This is a genomic window from Streptomyces sp. NPDC048383, assembly GCF_040651775.1.
In the GTDB taxonomy this organism is placed as follows: Bacteria; Actinomycetota; Actinomycetes; order Streptomycetales; family Streptomycetaceae; genus Streptomyces.
Genome location: NZ_JBEZKS010000058.1, coordinates 1 through 15668, shown reverse-complemented (window position 1 = coordinate 15668; position 15668 = coordinate 1). Strand labels below are relative to the sequence as shown.

The following is a 15668-nucleotide window of genomic DNA, read 5'->3' as shown; positions in this document are numbered from 1 at the left end:
GACCGGAGAGCGCAAGCAAACGGCTCCGATGTCGGATGCGGCGTTCACCCTCCTCGTGCAGGGGGTGCTGGACTACGGCATCTTCATGCTCGACCCCCAGGGTTACATCATCAGTTGGAACGCGGGGGCGCAGCGGATCAAGGGATACAGGGCCGCCGACATCCTCGGGCGGCACTTTTCGGTCTTCTACCCGCCCGAGGACCAGTCGTCGGGCAAGCCGCAGTGGGAGCTGGAGACTGCCGTGGCCGAAGGGAGACTGGAGGACGAGGGTTGGCGCGTTCGTCAGGACGGCACCCGCTTCTGGGCGAACGTCGTCATCACAGCCCTGTGGGACGAGAAGGGCGTTCTCCAGGGATTCGGCAAGGTCACCCGGGACATGTCCGAGCGAAGAGCGGCGCAGCACGCCCTCAGCGAGCGACGGCGGTTGTTCGACCACCTGGTCCAGGCACAGGAGACGGAGCGCCGCCGCATCGCGTGGGATGTCCACGACGACTCCATCCAGACCATGGTCGCGGCCGGGATGCGCCTGGAGCTGCTGGCGGACCGGGTGCCACCACCGTACTCCGCGGAACTGCAGCGACTCGAAGTCTCGGTACGCGAGGCGATCGCACGCCTGCGCAGTCTGACCTTCCGGCTGCATCCGCCCGGAATCGACAGGCACGGGCTGGTCGAAGGGCTCTCCAGTCACCTGGACGACGTCCTGGGCTCCTGGGGAATGCCCTACGCCTTCGAACACCAGCTGGACCACGAACCCACACCCGAGACAGCCATCACCATCTTCCGCATCGTTCAGGAAGCCCTGCTCAACGTGCACAAACACGCACGCGCGAACAGGGTCGACCTCCTGATCACGTCAACTGACGGAGGCATACTCACGCGCGTGGTCGACGACGGAACCGGCGTACCGATGTCCTCGGACGGAGCCCGCGAGCATTTCGGGGTCATCGAGATGAGGGAACGAGCCCAAACGGCCGGGGGATGGTGGTCCATGCACAGCCGCCCCGGAACGGGGACGACGGTCGAGTTCTGGGTACCGAACCCCCCTCCCGTCCCGGCCTCGACACCGGACAAGACACCATGACACCGGCGCCGGGCTGCTCCCCTGACCTCTCGTTCAGTGTGCTCCTTTGCGATGACAACCTGATGCTGCTGGAGACCCTCCGCGAAGTTCTGCAGGCCCAGCCCGATATAGAAGTAGTAGGAGCCGCGCGCGACGGCGAGGAGGCGCTTCGACTCACACACCGTCATCAACCGGACCTCGTCGTGCTGGACGTCCGCTTCCCCGGCGGAGGCCCCTCCGTGGCCGCAGACATCGCACGCTGCTCCCCGTCCAGCCGGATCGTGGCGTTCTCCGCCTACGACGACAAGGGCACCATCGGACAGATGATGGACGCCGGCGTCTGCGCGTACGTGCTCAAGGGCGTGAGCAATCGCGAACTCCTGTCCGCTCTGCGCCGGGCGGCAACCGCAAAGAAGGCCGGCTGAGGTTCCGGGCGCGGTGGCGGCCCGACTCACTCCGGGGCCATCTGCAGACGTAGGACAAGGCCTCCTGCGGTCGCTCGGATCCACTCCTCGGCCGCCGGTCACGCCCAGGGCCGGGCCGGCGGCGGCCCATGAGGGGATCCGCTAGAGCGTGTCCCTTTGATGGGTTGAGCAGTTGATCGGACATGCCTGTCCGATTAATGATCACTGATGCGATGTGGGACCGGATCGAGCCGCTGATGCCTGCTGATTCGGTCCGCGGACGACGATGGGCCACCGCCGGCGGACCCTGGAAGCCATCGCGTGGAAGTACCGCACCTGCTCACCCTGGCGTGACCTGCCAGAAGAGCTGGGTCCGTTCCAAACTGCGCACAAGCGCCTGATCAGGTGGGCCGTGAACGACACATGGGAGCGGGTTTTTGCGGCGCTCCTTGGCCCCGGTGTCCTATCTCTGACCCACGGTGCAAAGCAGCTGCGGCTGGCCTCCGCCCTCCCGTTGCTTCGTGCCCCGCCTGTTCGTTGGGCCGAACGAGTAGTCGGCGGAGGGGTGGGGTTCATGCGCCGGGAGTGGTCGCCCGAGGACGTTGTGGCGTGCTGGACGCCGGTGGGGAGCGACTGGGACCTGGTCGCGAACAAGTCCGGGCCGACTCGGCTTGGCTTCGTGCTGATACTGAAATTCTTCGAGCTGGAAGGCCGGTTCCCCCAGTTCCTGGAGGAGTTCCCGCCGGCCGCGGTCGACTACGTGGCCGACGTGGTCAAGGTGCCGGGCGAGGACTTGGGGAAGTACGACCTGTCGTCCCGGTCCGCGAAGGGGCACCGTACGCAGATCCGCGAGGCCCTCGGATTCCGCCCGGCAACCCGCGCCGACGAGGAACGGCTGACCGACTGGCTCGCCGATGAGATCTGCCCCGTGGAGCTGGCCGAGGATCGGCTGCGCGAGGCCCTGCTCGTGCAGTGTCGCAGCGACCGCATCGAGCCGCCGGGCCGTATCGAGCGGATCGTGGCCGCGGCGCGGGCGCGGGCCGATCGTGTCTTCTACGCGCAGACCGTCGCACGCCTGGGCGAGGCGTGCGCCCGCCGCCTGCTCGACCTGGTGGCAGAGAGAAACGAGGACGGCACCGCACTGCTGGCCTCGCTGAAGCGGGACCCGGGCGCGGTGGGGCTGGACTCGCTGCTGACAGAGATCACCAAGCTGACCGCCGTACGCCAGCTCGGCTTGCCGGAGGGGCTGTTCGCGGACAGCTCGGAGAAGCTGGTGGCCGCATGGAGGGCGCGGGCGATCAAGATGTACCCCTCGGACTTCCGGGACGCAGGCGAGGACGTACGGACCACCCTGCTGGCCGCGCTGTGCGCGTCCCGTCAGGCGGAAATCACCGACGCCCTGGTGGAACTGCTCGTCGCCCTGGTCCACAAGATCAACGCCCGTGCCGAGCGGCGGGTGGAACGACAGCTGACCGCGGAGCTGAAGAAGGTGAGGGGCAAGGAAGGCATCCTTTTCCGCCTTGCCGACGCGGCGGTGGGCCGGCCGGAGGGGACCGTCCGCGCGGTGCTGTATCCGGTGGGGGGTGAGAAGACGCTGCGCGACCTGGTCGCGGAGGCGAAGGCGAACGAGAAGGCGTTCAAGGCCAAGGTCCGCACCACACTGCGCTCGTCGTACAGCTCGTACTACCGGCAGATGCTGCCGCCGCTGCTGAACACGCTGGGCTTCAAGTGCAACAACACCGCCTACCGGCCGGTGATGGACGCGCTCGCGCTGCTGGCCAAGTACGCCGACGTCGACGGCAAGACCCGCTTCTACGACGCTGGCGACACTGTGCCGATGGACGGTGTCGTACGCAAGGACTGGCGCGAGGCGGTCGTCGACGACAAGGGCAGGGTTGAGCGCATCCCGTACGAGCTGTGTGTCCTGGTCGCGCTGCGGGACGCGATCCGGCGCCGGGAGATTTACGTCGAGGGCGGGAGGCGGTGGGGCGACCCGGAGGACGACCTGCCCGGCGACTTCGACTCGGCCCGTACCGTGCACTACGCCGCGATCCGCCAGCCCGAGAACCCTAAGGAGTTCGTCACCGGACTCAAGCGCCGGATGACTGACGGACTGGACCGACTGTCGGCGGCGCTCGCGGACGGCTCGGCGGGCGGGGTGAAGGTCACCACCCGCAAGGGTGAGCCGTGGATCACCGTGCCCAAGCTGGAGCCGCTGGACGAGCCCACCGGCCTCCAGGCCCTCAAGGACGAGGTCGTACGACGGTGGGGCGTGCTCGACCTGCTGGATGTGCTGAAGAACGCCGACTTCCTCACCGGCTTCACCGACGAATTCTCCTCGGTCGCCGCGTACGAGCGCATCGACCGCGCCACCCTCCAGCGCCGACTCCTCCTGACACTGTTCGCCCTCGGCACGAATATGGGCATCCGGGCGATCGTGGCGACCGGCGAGCACGGCGAGACCGAGGCGGCCCTACGGCACGTCCGCCGGCACTTCATCACCGTCGACAACCTGCGGGCCGCTGTCACCAGGCTGGTGAACGCCACCTTCGCCGCCCGCGAGACCGCATGGTGGGGCCAGGGCACCGCGTGCGCCAGCGACAGCAAGAAGTTCGGGTCCTGGTCATCGAACTTCATGACCGAATACCACGCCCGCTACGGCGGCAACGGCGTGATGATCTACTGGCATGTGGAGCGGAAGAACGTCTGCATCTACTCCCAGCTCAAGAGCTGTTCCTCCTCTGAGGTCGCGGCGATGATCGAGGGCCTGCTGCGGCACTGCACGGACGCCGAGATCGAGTCGAACTACGTCGACACGCACGGCGCGTCCGTGGTCGGGTTCGCCTTCACCGAGCTGCTCAACTTCCGGTTGCTGCCCCGGCTGAAGAACATCGGCAGCATCCGCCTGTACCGCCCCGACGACACCCCGCCCGGCTGGCCGGCGCTCGGCGGCTCCCTGACGCGGCCGATCCGTTGGGAGCTGATCGCCCAGCAGTATGACCAGATGGTCAAGTACGCCACCGCACTGCGCCTGGGCACCGCCGAGGCCGAGCAGGTACTGCGGCGCTTCACCCGCGGCGGCCCCAAACACCCCACCTACGCCGCCCTCGAAGAACTGGGCCGCCGTACGCACGATCTTCGCCTGCGACTACCTCGCCAGCCCGGGCATCCGCCGCGAGATCCACGGTGGCCTCCAGGTCGTGGAGAACTGGAACAGCGCGAACACCGTCCTCCACTACGGCAAGGACGGCGCCCTGACCGGCCCGGACAAGGAGCACGCCGAGACATCGATGCTTGCCCTGCACCTACTCCAGTCCGCGCTCGTGCATATCAACACCCTGCTGCTCCAGCAGGTCCTCGGCGAACCGGCCTGGGCATCGAAGCTCACGAACGAGGACCGGCGCGGGCTGACCGCGCTCTTCTGGTCGAACGTCAACCCGTACGGAACCTTCCGCCTCGACATGAGCCAGCGGCTCGACTTGAGCTTGGTCGCGGCCGTCCCAAGGCCCCGCACGTTCACCGCTCCCGCAGGTTCGCGCGGCTGAAGCCTGCCCGTCGAGCGCAGGACACGCGAGCGGGTGCCGCTCCGAGGGTCACGCAGCCTTCCGGCCCAGGAGAGCCAGAAGCTGATGCTGAGGCGTGGCCTGCGCCGAAGCGGTCAGCGCGGGTGCGTACATTCCGGTAGCGGCGAATTGCTCCGCGATGGGAGCAATGGCGGTCAGGCACGCCTCGACGGCCTCGCCGTCAAGGGACGTGTCGAAACCCGCGGCCTGCGCGAGGTCCCAGGCGTGTACGAGCGGTTCGATGACGGCCGTGGCCAGTACCCACTCGGCCGTCACTTCGCCGTGATGTGAGGCAACACGGCTGTTCGGATCGGTGGTGTTCATCAGATCCAGCATGGACCGGCGAGTGGCAGTCCAGGCAGTGACCGGATGCCCGACGACCGCCTCGGCCGGATCCCGAAGTGGCTCACGAGGTCCCTGGCCCGACAGCAGAGCGGCGATCTGCTGCTGGCCGTCGATGATGTGTCCCAGCACGTGTAAGCCGGTCCATCCCGGGCAGGGAGAGGCGCTGCTCCAGCGGTGTGTCGGCACTCGATCGACGACGTCGCTGACGCCTGCGAGTACGCGCTGGTAACGCGCGAAGACATGGTTCATTGTGCTTCCTCCAAGGTGGGTGTCGTCAGGAGCGGGTGCAGGGCGTTCCACGCGGCCCGGGCCAGTGCTGTTGCCGCCGTGTGGGGTAGCCCGGCTCCGCCCATCAGCCAGTTGCGGGTGTATTCCTGAGCCGGTCCGATCCATACAGCGACCACCACGCTCAGGTCGGGCGTGCCGTCCCAGCCACGGTCCCTCAGCCATTGGGCGACAGCTTGGAAGAACTCCTCGCTACAGGCCGCGATCCGGGGAGCATCCCGAGGCGTGACCCAGTCCGGTGGCGCTGCAAGAAAGACAGCCAGCTCCGGGTGCGCCTCCACCCAGGCGAGGTGGCGGCGCACGGCCACCTCGATGCCGGCTTGAAGAGCAGCTTGAGGCGTCAGCACGGCCATCAGCTCGGCCTGGTGCTGTTGGAGACCGTGAAGGTAGACCGCCTCGGCAAGATCTTGCTTGGTGCGGAAGTGGTGGAAGAAGCTGCCGTTACTGACTCCCGCCCGCCTACGGACTTGCTCCACCGTCGAGCGTTGCACCCCGTTTTCGAGGAAACAGCCGAGGGCCGCGGTCAGGATGCGCTGGTACGTCTCGGAACCCAACATGGCGCCAGAGTAGTGCTCTAGAGCATCACTCCACCAGGAGATTCCGGGAAGACTGCAGGATGTCGAAAAACGATCGTCTGCCGACACCCGGAGACACGATCGCGAACCCGCAGGTGGGCAGTGTCGGCAACTCGCGTCGATAATCAACGTCGGTGAACGGTCCTGCCGATAGATTCCGACACATGCTCATCGGCTACGCGCGGATCTCGACCGCCGACCAGAACCCCGATCATCAGATCGACGCCCTGCTGCGGGTCGGCGTCGACCGAGACAACATCCACGTCGACACCGCGAGCGGCGCGAAGGCGTCCCGGCCCAAGCTCGACCTCGTCCTCCAGCTGCTGCGCGAGGGCGACACACTGAAGGTCACCCGGCTCGACCGGCTCTCCCGCTCGGTGCTCCACCTGGTTACCCTCGGTGCAGAGCTGCGCGAGCGCGGCATCGGGCTGCACGTCATCGAGCAGGGCATCGACACGTCCACGATGGAGGGGCGGGCGATGTTCGGGATGCTGTCCGTGCTCGCCGAGCTACAGCGCGAGCTGATCGTGGCGAATACCAACGACGGGCTCGCCTCCGCACGGGCCCGCGGACGGGTCGGCGGGCGCCGGCCCAAGCTCACCAACGACCAGGCGGTGCTCGCCCAGCGGCTCTACGACGCCCGCGAGAAGACCGTCCAGCAGATCGCCGACCTGTTCGGAGCGCCGCGGTCGACGGTGTACGGACACCTCGACAAGACCAAGACCGTGCCTCGCCAGCCCAAGAAGACCGCGGTCACGAAGTCCTGACCGCTACTTTGCACCTGGGGTCAGAGATAGGAGTCCGGGGCCTCCTTGCGGTGGCGGATGCCGATGACGACATGGAATGGACGGTCTCGGGGGCCTTGACCCCGAATCCTGAACACGGTTTATGCGGCTGGTACCAGCGTAGTTGGTTGTGTTGCGAGTGCGGTTTCGTAGGCGATGGGGCTGCGGTGTCCGAGGCTGGAGTGCCGGCGTCGGGTGTTGTAGCGGTTGAGCCATCGGAAGGCGTCGAGTCGGGCCTGGCGCTCGTTGGTCCAGCTCTTTCGGCCCTGGAGGATCTCGCGTTTGAAGGTCGCGTTGAAGGACTCCGCGAAAGCGTTGTCCGCGCTGGAGCCGACCGCGCTCATGCTCCGTCGGACCCCTGCTGACCTGCACGTTTCGGCGAATGCCCTGCTCGTGTACTGGGCTCCGTGGTCGGTGTGCATGATCGATCCGGCGAGGCTGCCGCGGGTCCGGACCGCTGCGGCCAGGGCGTCGATGACGAGGTCCGTGCGCATGTGGTCGGCGATGGCCCATCCGGCCAGGCGGCGTGAGGCGAGGTCGATCACGGTCGCGAGGTAGCAGAACTTCCCGCCGTCGATGGGCAGGTAGGTGATGTCGCCGACGTACTTCGTGTTCGGGTGTTCGGCGGTGAAGTCACGGCCGATCAGGTCCGGTGCCCTGGCCGCGGCGGGGTCGGGGACGGTGGTGCGGTGCCGGCGGCGCAGGCGGACGCCCTGGATTCCGGACGCCCGCATGATTCTGGCGACACGCTTGTGGTTGACCGGCTCACCGCTGTACTGGCGGAGCTCGGCGGTGATCCGCGGGGCTCCGTAGGTGCCGTCCGATTCCCGGTGCACGGCTCGTATCCGGTTGGCGAGGCGGGCGTCGGCGGCTTGCCGGCCTGCCCGGTCCGCAGCCGTGCGGCGCCAGTAGTAGAAGCTGGAGCGGGCGATGCCCAGGATGTCGCACAGCCGCTTCACGCCGTGACGGCGCTGGTGGTCGGCGACGAACTGGAAGCGGTTCACCAGCGCGTCTCCCCGGCGAAATACTTCGCCGCTTTCCGAAGGATTTCGCGTTATTCCTCCAGCTCCCGGATCTTCTTCCGCAGTGCGGCGTTCTCCACCTCCAGCGGCGCGGCAGCCTCGGCCGTTCCCTCGGCACGCCGTCCCCGCGGCCGACTTGCTCCGGCCGCCCGCACCCAGTTCCGCAGCGTCTCCGGATTGACCCCGAGATCGGCGGCGACCGACCTGATCGTCGCTCCCGGCCGCGACTCGTACAGCGCGACCGCGTCCGCCTTGAACTCCGGCGGGTAGTTCTTCATGACCACGAGATGTCCGTTCTCAGATCCTCAGGATCCAGTGTCTCGTGTGTTCAGGATTCGGGATCAAGGCCCCGGTGGACTCCACCGTCTGTCGGGCTCACCAGCATTCGGCCGGAGCCAGGAAAAGGGGGCGCCCGGCCGGTCCGAGCCCGCTGATCACGCTCTCGGACGCTCCGCGGCGGCTTGAGCACAAAGGTCCACCTGGCCAGCGACGGTCGGGCACGGCCTCTGTCCATCCACGTCACCGCGGGCCAGGCCGGTGACGCGCCGGCCTTCGAAGCGGTCATGGACAGAATCCGGATCCCTCGAAAGGGACCCGGCAGACCAAGGACCCGCCCAGCAATCGTCCTTGCGGACCGCGCCTACTCTTCCCGAGCGATCCGTGGACACCTCCGCCGGCGTGGCATCCGTGCGGTCATCCCAGAGCCAGCCGATCAGAGCCGTCACCGTTTGCGGCGAGGCCGCGCGGGAGGCCGCCCGCCCGGCTTCGACGCCGAGACATACAAGCAGCGCAACACCGTCGAGCGGTGCATCGCCCGACTCAAGCAGTGGCGCGGCCTGACACTGCGGACGGACAAACTCGCCATCGCCTACCAGGCCGCACTCCACCTCGCTGCCATCGCATCTGGACCCGGCGCTGAGCAAGGCGTCCAAAGGACTTCTCAGACCAGCCCATGGACGACGAGCCGGTTCTGTTCGCCGTCGAAGATGCCGGCCAGGACATCGGCCTCCCGCCGATCCCCACCGAAGAGACCTTGCTGGTCGACGTGCACGATCAGATTGTCGTAGCTGTCGATCACCTCGGAGATGCCCCGGGTCTCGATCGTGTCCGACCACGCGTCCAGGGTCCGGCCGAACCACTCCGGCAGCCCGCACGTGTAGGGTCCCGAATCTCGTGTCCTCTTTCGCGTGGCGATGTCCTGCTGGCATGTCGGTGAGTTCGGGGCCACCTGAGACCGCCTCGATGCCGACGCGAAACACGGACGGCACGGCCGTGACGGACCTTCCTCTGACACAAGAACAGAGGCACTACTCGGGCAGGTACTGGTCCTCGACTCCGCGCGACCACGTTGCCGGCGGGACCGGTTCATCCCGGTATGCACGGCGCACTGTGGGTGGGGGTGAGCATCCCAGGTAACCCTGTGCGCCCTGCCTGTGGTCACGGGTGACGGACATGATGGGCGCACCGCACATGAACCAGGCGATCCGCACCCCTGTCCCTCGGCCAGGGGGACATGCGGCGGAAGGAGCTCAGTGGTGTTGCTTCTCATCTCCCCGGACAGTGTCGAGGAAGCCCTCGATTGTGCGAAAGCGGCGGAGCACCTCGACATCGTCGACGTGAAGAAGCCCGACGAGGGATCGCTCGGCGCCAACTTCCCGTGGGTCATCAGGGAGATCCGCGACGCGGTACCGGCGGACAAGCCGGTGTCCGCCACCGTGGGTGACGTCCCGTACAAGCCCGGCACGGTGGCGCAGGCCGCGCTCGGCGCGGTCGTCTCCGGTGCCACGTACATCAAGGTCGGCCTCTACGGATGCACGACGCCCGATCAAGGCATCGAGGTCATGCGCGCGGTCGTCCGGGCGGTGAAGGACCATCGCTCCGACGCGCTCGTCGTCGCCTCCGGCTACGCCGACGCCCACCGCATCGGCTGCGTCAACCCGCTCGCCGTGCCCGACATCGCCGCCCGCTCAGGTGCCGACGCGGCCATGCTCGACACCGCCATCAAGGACGGGACCCGGCTGTTCGACCACGTTCCTCCGGACGTCTGTGCCGAGTTCGTACGGCGGGCCCACACCGCCGGTCTGCTCGCGGCCCTCGCGGGCAGTGTCACGCAGGCCGACCTCGGTCCGCTGACCCGCATGGGCACGGACATCGTGGGCGTGCGGGGAGCGGTCTGCGAGGGCGGTGACCGCAACGCCGGACGGATTCAGCCGCATCTGGTGGCCGCTTTCCGGGCGGAGATGGACCGGCAGGCCCGGGAGCACGCCGTCAGCGTCCCCGCCGGGAACTGACCGCCGGCATGCCGACGCCTGAGGCCGGCAGCCTCCCCGGAGGCCGGGCCGTACGTTTCTCCGTCGTCGACCCGGCCACCGGGGAGACCTTCGACGAGGCCCCCGACCAGCAGCCGGGCGCGTTGGACGGCGTGGTCGCCCGCGCTGAGCAAGCCTGGTCCGGCTGGCGCGCCGACCCCGCGGCCCGCACCGCGGCGTTGCGCGGCGCGGCCGACGCCGTCGAGACGGCCAGCGACGACCTCGCCCGGTTGCTCACCCGGGAACAGGGCAAGCCCCTGGCCGAGTCGTACGCGGAGGTCGCTCGTACTGCGGCCCGTCTGCGCCACTTCGCGGATCTGGCTCCCCGGACCCGCCGGATCGACGACGGCCGGCCTGTGCGTAGCGAGGTCCGCTGGCGCCCGCTCGGGCCCGTCGCCGCGATCGTGCCGTGGAACTTTCCCCTCCAGCTCGCGGCGGCGAAGTTCGCGCCCGCGCTCGCGGCGGGCAACACGATGGTCCTCAAACCGTCGCCGTTCACTCCGCTCGCCACCCGGCTGCTCGGCTCCGTCCTCGCCACCGCCTTGCCCGAGGACGTACTGACCATCGTCACCGGCCGCGAACCCCTCGGTGCCCGCCTCGCGTCCCACCCGGGCATCCAACACGTCACCTTCACCGGTTCGGTGCCCACCGGGCGGGCCGTCGCCGCAGCGGCGGCGGGCTCGCTCGCCCGGGTCACCCTGGAGCTGGGCGGCAACGACGCCGCCGTCCTGCTGGACGACGTCGACGTGGACCGGATCGCGGACCGGCTGTTCTGGGCGGCGTTCCGCAACTGCGGACAGGTCTGCATGGCGGTCAAACGCGTCTACGTCCCGGCCCGGCTCCACGCCGAGGTCGTCGAAGCCCTCGCCCAGCGCGCGAAGACCGTCGCCGTCGGGCCCGGACTCGACCCCGAAACCCGGCTGGGACCGGTCAACAACGCCCAGCAGCTGGCCCGGGTCGAACAGCTCACGGAGCAGGCCCTGGCGGACGGCGCCCGGGCGGCGTCCGGCGGCCACCGGCTGGACGGGCCGGGATACTTCTTCGCTCCCACGATCCTCACCGACGTCCCGCCCGACAGTCCGGTGGTGACCGAGGAACAGTTCGGACCGGTCCTGCCGGTGCTGCCGTACCGGAGCCTCGACGAAGCCGTCGACGCGGCCAACGGCACCGGCTTCGGACTGGGCGGCTCCGTATGGGGCACCGATCTCGACCGGGCCGAGGCGGTGGCCGACCGGCTCGAATGCGGCACGGCCTGGATCAACCACCACGCCGAACTGTCCCTCGCCCAGCCCTTCGCAGGCGTCAAGGACAGCGGCGTCGGCGTCGCGGGCGGACCGTGGGGGCTCTACGGCAACCTCCGGCCGTTCGTCGTCCACCGCCCGCGGGAGGCGTGACGATGAGGTTCCAGGCGGCCGTACTGCGCTCGTACGAGGACCCTTTCAGGGTCGAGGAGGTGACCCTGCGGACGGAACCCGCCGCCGGCCAGATCCTGGTCGAGATCGCAGGCTCCGGGATGTGCCGGACCGATCTCGCGGTCCGGCGATCCGCCGGCCGCAGCCCGCTGCCGGCCGTCCTCGGCCACGAGGGCGCCGGGGTCGTGGTGCGGGCGGGCAGCGGCCCTGACACCACGGTCAACGTGGGTGACCACGTCGTGCTGAGCTTCGACTCCTGCGGACACTGTCGGAACTGCCTCGGCGCGGCCCCCGCCCACTGCGACTCCTTCGCCTCCCTCAACCTCTTCGGAGGACGCGAGGAGGAACCGCCGCGGCTCACCGACTCGACCGGGAAGGCGCTGGCCCCTCGCTGGTTCGGCCAGTCCTCGTTCGCCCAGTACGCGCTCGTCCCGGTCCGTAACACCGTCCGGGTCGACCCCGCACTGCCGATCGAACTGCTCGGGCCGCTCGGCTGCGGCTTCCTCACCGGCGCCGGAGCCGTACTGAACACCTTCGGCGCCGGCCCCGGCGATACCCTGACGGTCCTCGGCGCCGGAGCCGTGGGCCTGGCCGCAGTGATGGCGGCCACCGCCGCCGGCGTACTGACCGTGGCCGTTGACCGGCATCCCCAACGGCTCGCCCTGGCCGAACGGTTCGGCGCGATCCCACTGCCCGCCGCAACGGCCGGACTGCCCGAACGGATCCGACGGTTGACCGACGGCGGCGCGCAGTACGCCCTGGACACCACGGCCTCGGCCCCGCTCATCAACAACGCGCTCCAAGCACTGCGCCCCACCGGCAGCCTCGGCCTGGTGGCACGCCTGCACACCCCACTGTCGCTCGAACCGGGCACGCTCGACCGAGGCCGCAGCATCCGCCACATCTGCGAAGGGGACGCCGTCCCCGGGCTGCTGATACCCCGGCTGACCGGACTGTGGCAGGCCGGTCGCTTTCCCTTCGACCAGCTGATCCGCACCTACCCGCTGGCCGACATCAACGAGGCCGAACGCGACTGCGACGCGGGCCGCGTGGTCAAACCCGTCCTGCTCCCAGAGCGAACAAGCCGATGAATGCGGCATCCCACACCGCAGACCTACTCCGTCCCACGAGCAGACACCCCGCACTCCCCACTCCCGCCAACGGAGGACATATGACCGGCCCGGCGCCGCAGCAGACAGACCTGGACGGCGTGGACGGAGGTGTGGGCCTGACCGCCCTCCTGGTCGCCGCGGCACGGGCGATCGAGACCCACCGCCACGACAGCCTGGCCCAGGACGCCTACGCGGAACACTTTGTACGCGCCGCCCCGGCGTGCACGGACTGGCCGGTACGCATCGAGCAGGTCCCGGACGGGGACGACAACCCGCTGTGGGGGCGCTTCGCCCGCTACTTCGGCCTGCGGACCAGGGTCCTCGACGACTTCCTCCTCCAGTCGGCCCGGACGGAAGCCCGCCAAGTAGTCCTGCTGGGAGCCGGGTTGGACACGCGTGCCTTCCGGCTGGACTGGCCGTCCGACCTGGTGGTCTTCGAGATCGACCGGGCGGGCGTGCTGGCCTTCAAGCAGCAGGTGCTCACCGGTCTGTCGGCCGCCCCGAAGGTGAAGCGCGTCCCCGTACCGGTCGACCTGCGCGCGGACTGGGTCACCGCGCTGATCACCGCCGGCTTCGACCCGGCCGTGCCGAGCGTCTGGCTGGCCGAAGGACTCCTCTTCTACCTGCCGGGCCCCGCCGAGACGTACCTCATCGACACGGTGGACAGGCTGACCACCGGAGGCAGCGCTCTGGCCTTCGAAGCCAAGCTGGAGCCGGACCTGCTGGCGTACCGCGACAGCCCGATCTACACGGCGACGCGCGAACAGATCGGCATCGACCTGCTCCACCTCTTCGAAACCGGACCACGACCCGACTCCGTGGGCGACCTGACGGCCAAGGGCTGGTTCACCTCGATGCACACGCCCTTCGACTTCACCCGCCGGCATGGACGAGGCCCCGTCCCTGAGGCGAACGACGCGCTGGAGGGAAACCGGTGGGTACTCGCGCACAAGCCCCGGCCATGACGTCCCCAGCGCTCACGACGACGTCCGAACAAGGCCGGGCACCCCGTACCTGGCCGGGGGCGTCACCGGGATCAGGAACGACCACCCGAGCACAGGATTCGAGGGCGGGGCCCTGCCGCAGGCCCCGCCCAGTAGGACACACCCTGGCACAGGCACGAGCTGGGGCGCGTCGTAGCGGTCGCCGCCCGCGCCCGGGACGCCGAGCGGCGTTCCATGATCACGAGCGACAGCGTCCCGGGACAGTCGCTCACGCGCGGTCTCAGACCCGGGCAGCCACCAGCTCGTCGCCCGGGATCCCGGCCATGTCCGGAGCGTAGTAGTCCTCGATGCCGGAGGCCCACGTAGCCACAGTGATGCGGTCCTCGGCATCCGGGCCGAAGGCGTCGAACAGCGCGTGGATGTTCGCCTTCTCGAAGCCGATCGCCGTCATCAGCGATTCGAAAAGCGGGCGCTCGATCAGGCCGTCCTGATCGGGGTCGCCGAGTGCGGCGAGCGCCTGGGCGAACTCGGCGATCGTGGGACCGAAGCGCTTGGGATCCAGCACGAACGGACGGAACTCCTCGACGGTGATCACACCATCGCCGTTGGCGTCCAGTTCCGTGGCCAGCACCGTCCAGTAGCGGCGGAACGCGGCCCGGATAGCGGCCTTGGCGCCGTCATCCGATGCGGCCGCCGCCTCCAGAACACGGCCCGTCATGAGGTCGAAGTCGTTGGAGTCGATGACTCCGTTGCCATTGGCGTCGAAGAGGGAGAAGACCAGTTCAACTCGCTTGGCGGCCTCGGTTCGCATGTGTGTCACCTGTCTTCTGCGGCCTGTCGATCCCGGCCTGGCTCAATGAGTGCTCCTACGTAACCGTGCCGCGAGAGAGGCGTGACGGTGAGACGGCCTCCGTTACCGGAAGGAGTGAGTCCGCCGTCAATCAGTTCGGGCGGGTCGGGCAGGACACGTGCGATCCGGGCGAGGCTGCTTACCTCCAGCCAGCGGTTCTCCGGCTCGACGGGCGGCCCGCCCCGCCCGGACCGCAGCGCTGGCCACCGCGACATCCGTCACCCTGCTCCTGCTCGCCCTACCACCGGCGCGCACCCCGCGTCGCACCACCCGCCCAAGAGGGACGGGGAGTTCTTGAATGACCCGCGTCGTCGGCATCGGAGCAAGCCACATGGGCTTGGTCATCATCCGCGGCCTGCGCATCAACCTCCCCGGCCAGCTGCTCACCGTCGTCGAACCCTCCGGCAGCCCCCACCCAGGCCCTGCGGGACGAAGGCATCGATGTGGAACCCCCGGGGGCCCCTCCCTTTCCCATCGGCGGTGTCCACCGTGACTAACACGACGCGGCCCCTAGGACCTGTCCGGTCGATCATTGAGGCGATGGCGTTTGACGGCTGTGTATCTCGTTGTCGAAGGTCTCGTCGAGTGAGGTAGAAGGGGGGCATGGATACCGTCGTACTTGAACAGATGCTGGACCAGACCTTCGATCACGCTGTTGTGCATCACGGATACACCAACTACATGCGCGACTACGAGGTCATCATCTACGCGACGGCTGCTCCTCGTACCGGCATCACGCCGTCCCACCTGCGGTATCTCTTCCGGTACTGCGTTGAGGCCCGTTGTGAGAGTGCGGAACGTGAGTAGTTGTCCGTTTCGGGGTTGGGTTTGAGTGAGGGCTGCTGGTCACCGGGTCGTGATGAGGCTCAGGTGCCAGGCTGGGCGAACAGGCCGGGTTCGGGTTCGGCTTCCCCGATCTGGCGGCCGCCGCCCGCCTGCTGCCCGCCGGAACCGTCCTGGACGGGGAGGTCGTCGTCTGGCACGCGGGCCGCACCGACTTCG

12 protein-coding genes and 5 pseudogenes are annotated in these 15668 nt (G+C 68.7%); 12 read left to right on the top strand and 5 right to left on the bottom strand.

Features of this window, described 5'->3' with window-relative positions:
- Positions 1-28 precede the first annotated feature (28 nt).
- The 4 genes and pseudogenes from AB0D46_RS30860 to AB0D46_RS30845 all read left to right on the top strand — a co-directional run bounded on the left by AB0D46_RS30860 (position 29) and on the right by AB0D46_RS30845 (position 5009).
- A complete protein-coding gene (locus AB0D46_RS30860; protein WP_362882355.1) occupies positions 29-1081 on the top strand; it encodes a PAS domain S-box protein in 1053 nt (350 codons plus the stop codon).
- Positions 979-1485 carry a response regulator transcription factor gene (locus AB0D46_RS30855; RefSeq protein WP_362882353.1) on the top strand — a complete coding sequence of 169 codons (507 nt, stop codon included), beginning with the start codon at positions 979-981 and terminating at the stop codon, positions 1483-1485. Before AB0D46_RS30860 ends, AB0D46_RS30855 begins: the two co-directional genes overlap by 103 nt.
- Before the next feature lie 182 nt (positions 1486-1667).
- Positions 1668-1915 (top strand): annotated as a pseudogene (locus AB0D46_RS30850) (transposase); the annotation flags it as partial.
- Between the two features lie 123 nt (positions 1916-2038).
- Positions 2039-5009, top strand: a pseudogene (locus AB0D46_RS30845) (Tn3 family transposase).
- A 48-nt stretch (positions 5010-5057) separates the two neighbouring features.
- On the opposite strand, the gene AB0D46_RS30840 reads toward AB0D46_RS30845, so the two are convergent.
- Both AB0D46_RS30840 and AB0D46_RS30835 read right to left on the bottom strand, forming a co-directional pair.
- Complete coding sequence (locus AB0D46_RS30840) at positions 5058-5621, bottom strand: TIGR03086 family metal-binding protein (RefSeq protein ID WP_362882351.1); 564 nt, start codon at positions 5619-5621, stop codon at positions 5058-5060.
- Positions 5618-6214 (bottom strand): TetR/AcrR family transcriptional regulator, encoded by a 597-nt coding sequence (locus AB0D46_RS30835; protein WP_362882349.1) that lies wholly within the window; start codon positions 6212-6214, stop codon positions 5618-5620. The genes AB0D46_RS30840 and AB0D46_RS30835 overlap by 4 nt, the downstream gene beginning before the upstream one ends.
- Before the next feature lie 182 nt (positions 6215-6396).
- Here AB0D46_RS30835 and AB0D46_RS30830 point away from each other — a divergent pair, with 182 nt between their 5' ends.
- Complete coding sequence (locus AB0D46_RS30830) at positions 6397-6999, top strand: recombinase family protein (RefSeq protein WP_362882348.1); 603 nt, start codon at positions 6397-6399, stop codon at positions 6997-6999.
- A 119-nt stretch (positions 7000-7118) separates the two neighbouring features.
- Here AB0D46_RS30830 and AB0D46_RS30825 read toward each other — a convergent pair.
- Positions 7119-8323 (bottom strand): annotated as a pseudogene (locus AB0D46_RS30825) (IS3 family transposase).
- 68 nt (positions 8324-8391) lie between these two features.
- Here AB0D46_RS30825 and AB0D46_RS30820 point away from each other — a divergent pair.
- Positions 8392-8958 (top strand): annotated as a pseudogene (locus tag AB0D46_RS30820) (IS5 family transposase); the annotation flags it as partial.
- A gap of 21 nt (positions 8959-8979) precedes the next feature.
- Here the strand turns inward: AB0D46_RS30820 and AB0D46_RS30815 are convergent.
- Positions 8980-9234 carry a hypothetical protein gene (locus AB0D46_RS30815; protein ID WP_362882424.1) on the bottom strand — a complete coding sequence of 85 codons (255 nt, stop codon included), beginning with the start codon at positions 9232-9234 and terminating at the stop codon, positions 8980-8982.
- A 340-nt stretch (positions 9235-9574) separates the two neighbouring features.
- On the opposite strand from AB0D46_RS30815, the gene AB0D46_RS30810 reads away from it, so the two are divergent.
- The 4 genes from AB0D46_RS30810 (at position 9575) to AB0D46_RS30795 (ending at position 13837) form a co-directional block, all read left to right on the top strand.
- A complete protein-coding gene (locus AB0D46_RS30810; protein ID WP_362882346.1) occupies positions 9575-10330 on the top strand; it encodes a (5-formylfuran-3-yl)methyl phosphate synthase in 756 nt (251 codons plus the stop codon).
- Between the two features lie 8 nt (positions 10331-10338).
- Complete coding sequence (locus AB0D46_RS30805; RefSeq protein WP_362882344.1) at positions 10339-11742, top strand: aldehyde dehydrogenase family protein; 1404 nt, start codon at positions 10339-10341, stop codon at positions 11740-11742.
- A gap of 2 nt (positions 11743-11744) precedes the next feature.
- Positions 11745-12851 (top strand): NAD(P)-dependent alcohol dehydrogenase, encoded by a 1107-nt coding sequence (locus tag AB0D46_RS30800; protein WP_362882342.1) that lies wholly within the window; start codon positions 11745-11747, stop codon positions 12849-12851.
- Between the two features lie 80 nt (positions 12852-12931).
- Positions 12932-13837: a class I SAM-dependent methyltransferase gene (locus AB0D46_RS30795; RefSeq protein ID WP_362882341.1), complete on the top strand. Its 906-nt coding sequence runs from the start codon at positions 12932-12934 to the stop codon at positions 13835-13837.
- Positions 13838-14096: 259 nt separating this feature from the next.
- On the opposite strand, the gene AB0D46_RS30790 is transcribed toward AB0D46_RS30795, so the two are convergent.
- Positions 14097-14627, bottom strand: coding sequence for an EF-hand domain-containing protein (locus tag AB0D46_RS30790; RefSeq protein WP_362882339.1), 531 nt, complete (start codon positions 14625-14627; stop codon positions 14097-14099).
- 642 nt (positions 14628-15269) lie between these two features.
- Between AB0D46_RS30790 and AB0D46_RS30785 the strand changes: the two genes are divergently transcribed.
- Both AB0D46_RS30785 and AB0D46_RS30780 read left to right on the top strand, forming a co-directional pair.
- The gene (locus AB0D46_RS30785) at positions 15270-15473 is read left to right on the top strand and encodes a hypothetical protein (RefSeq protein ID WP_362882338.1); all 204 of its coding nucleotides are present in this window, start codon (positions 15270-15272) and stop codon (positions 15471-15473) included.
- A 101-nt stretch (positions 15474-15574) separates the two neighbouring features.
- A pseudogene (locus tag AB0D46_RS30780) lies at positions 15575-15668 on the top strand (ATP-dependent DNA ligase); the annotation flags it as partial.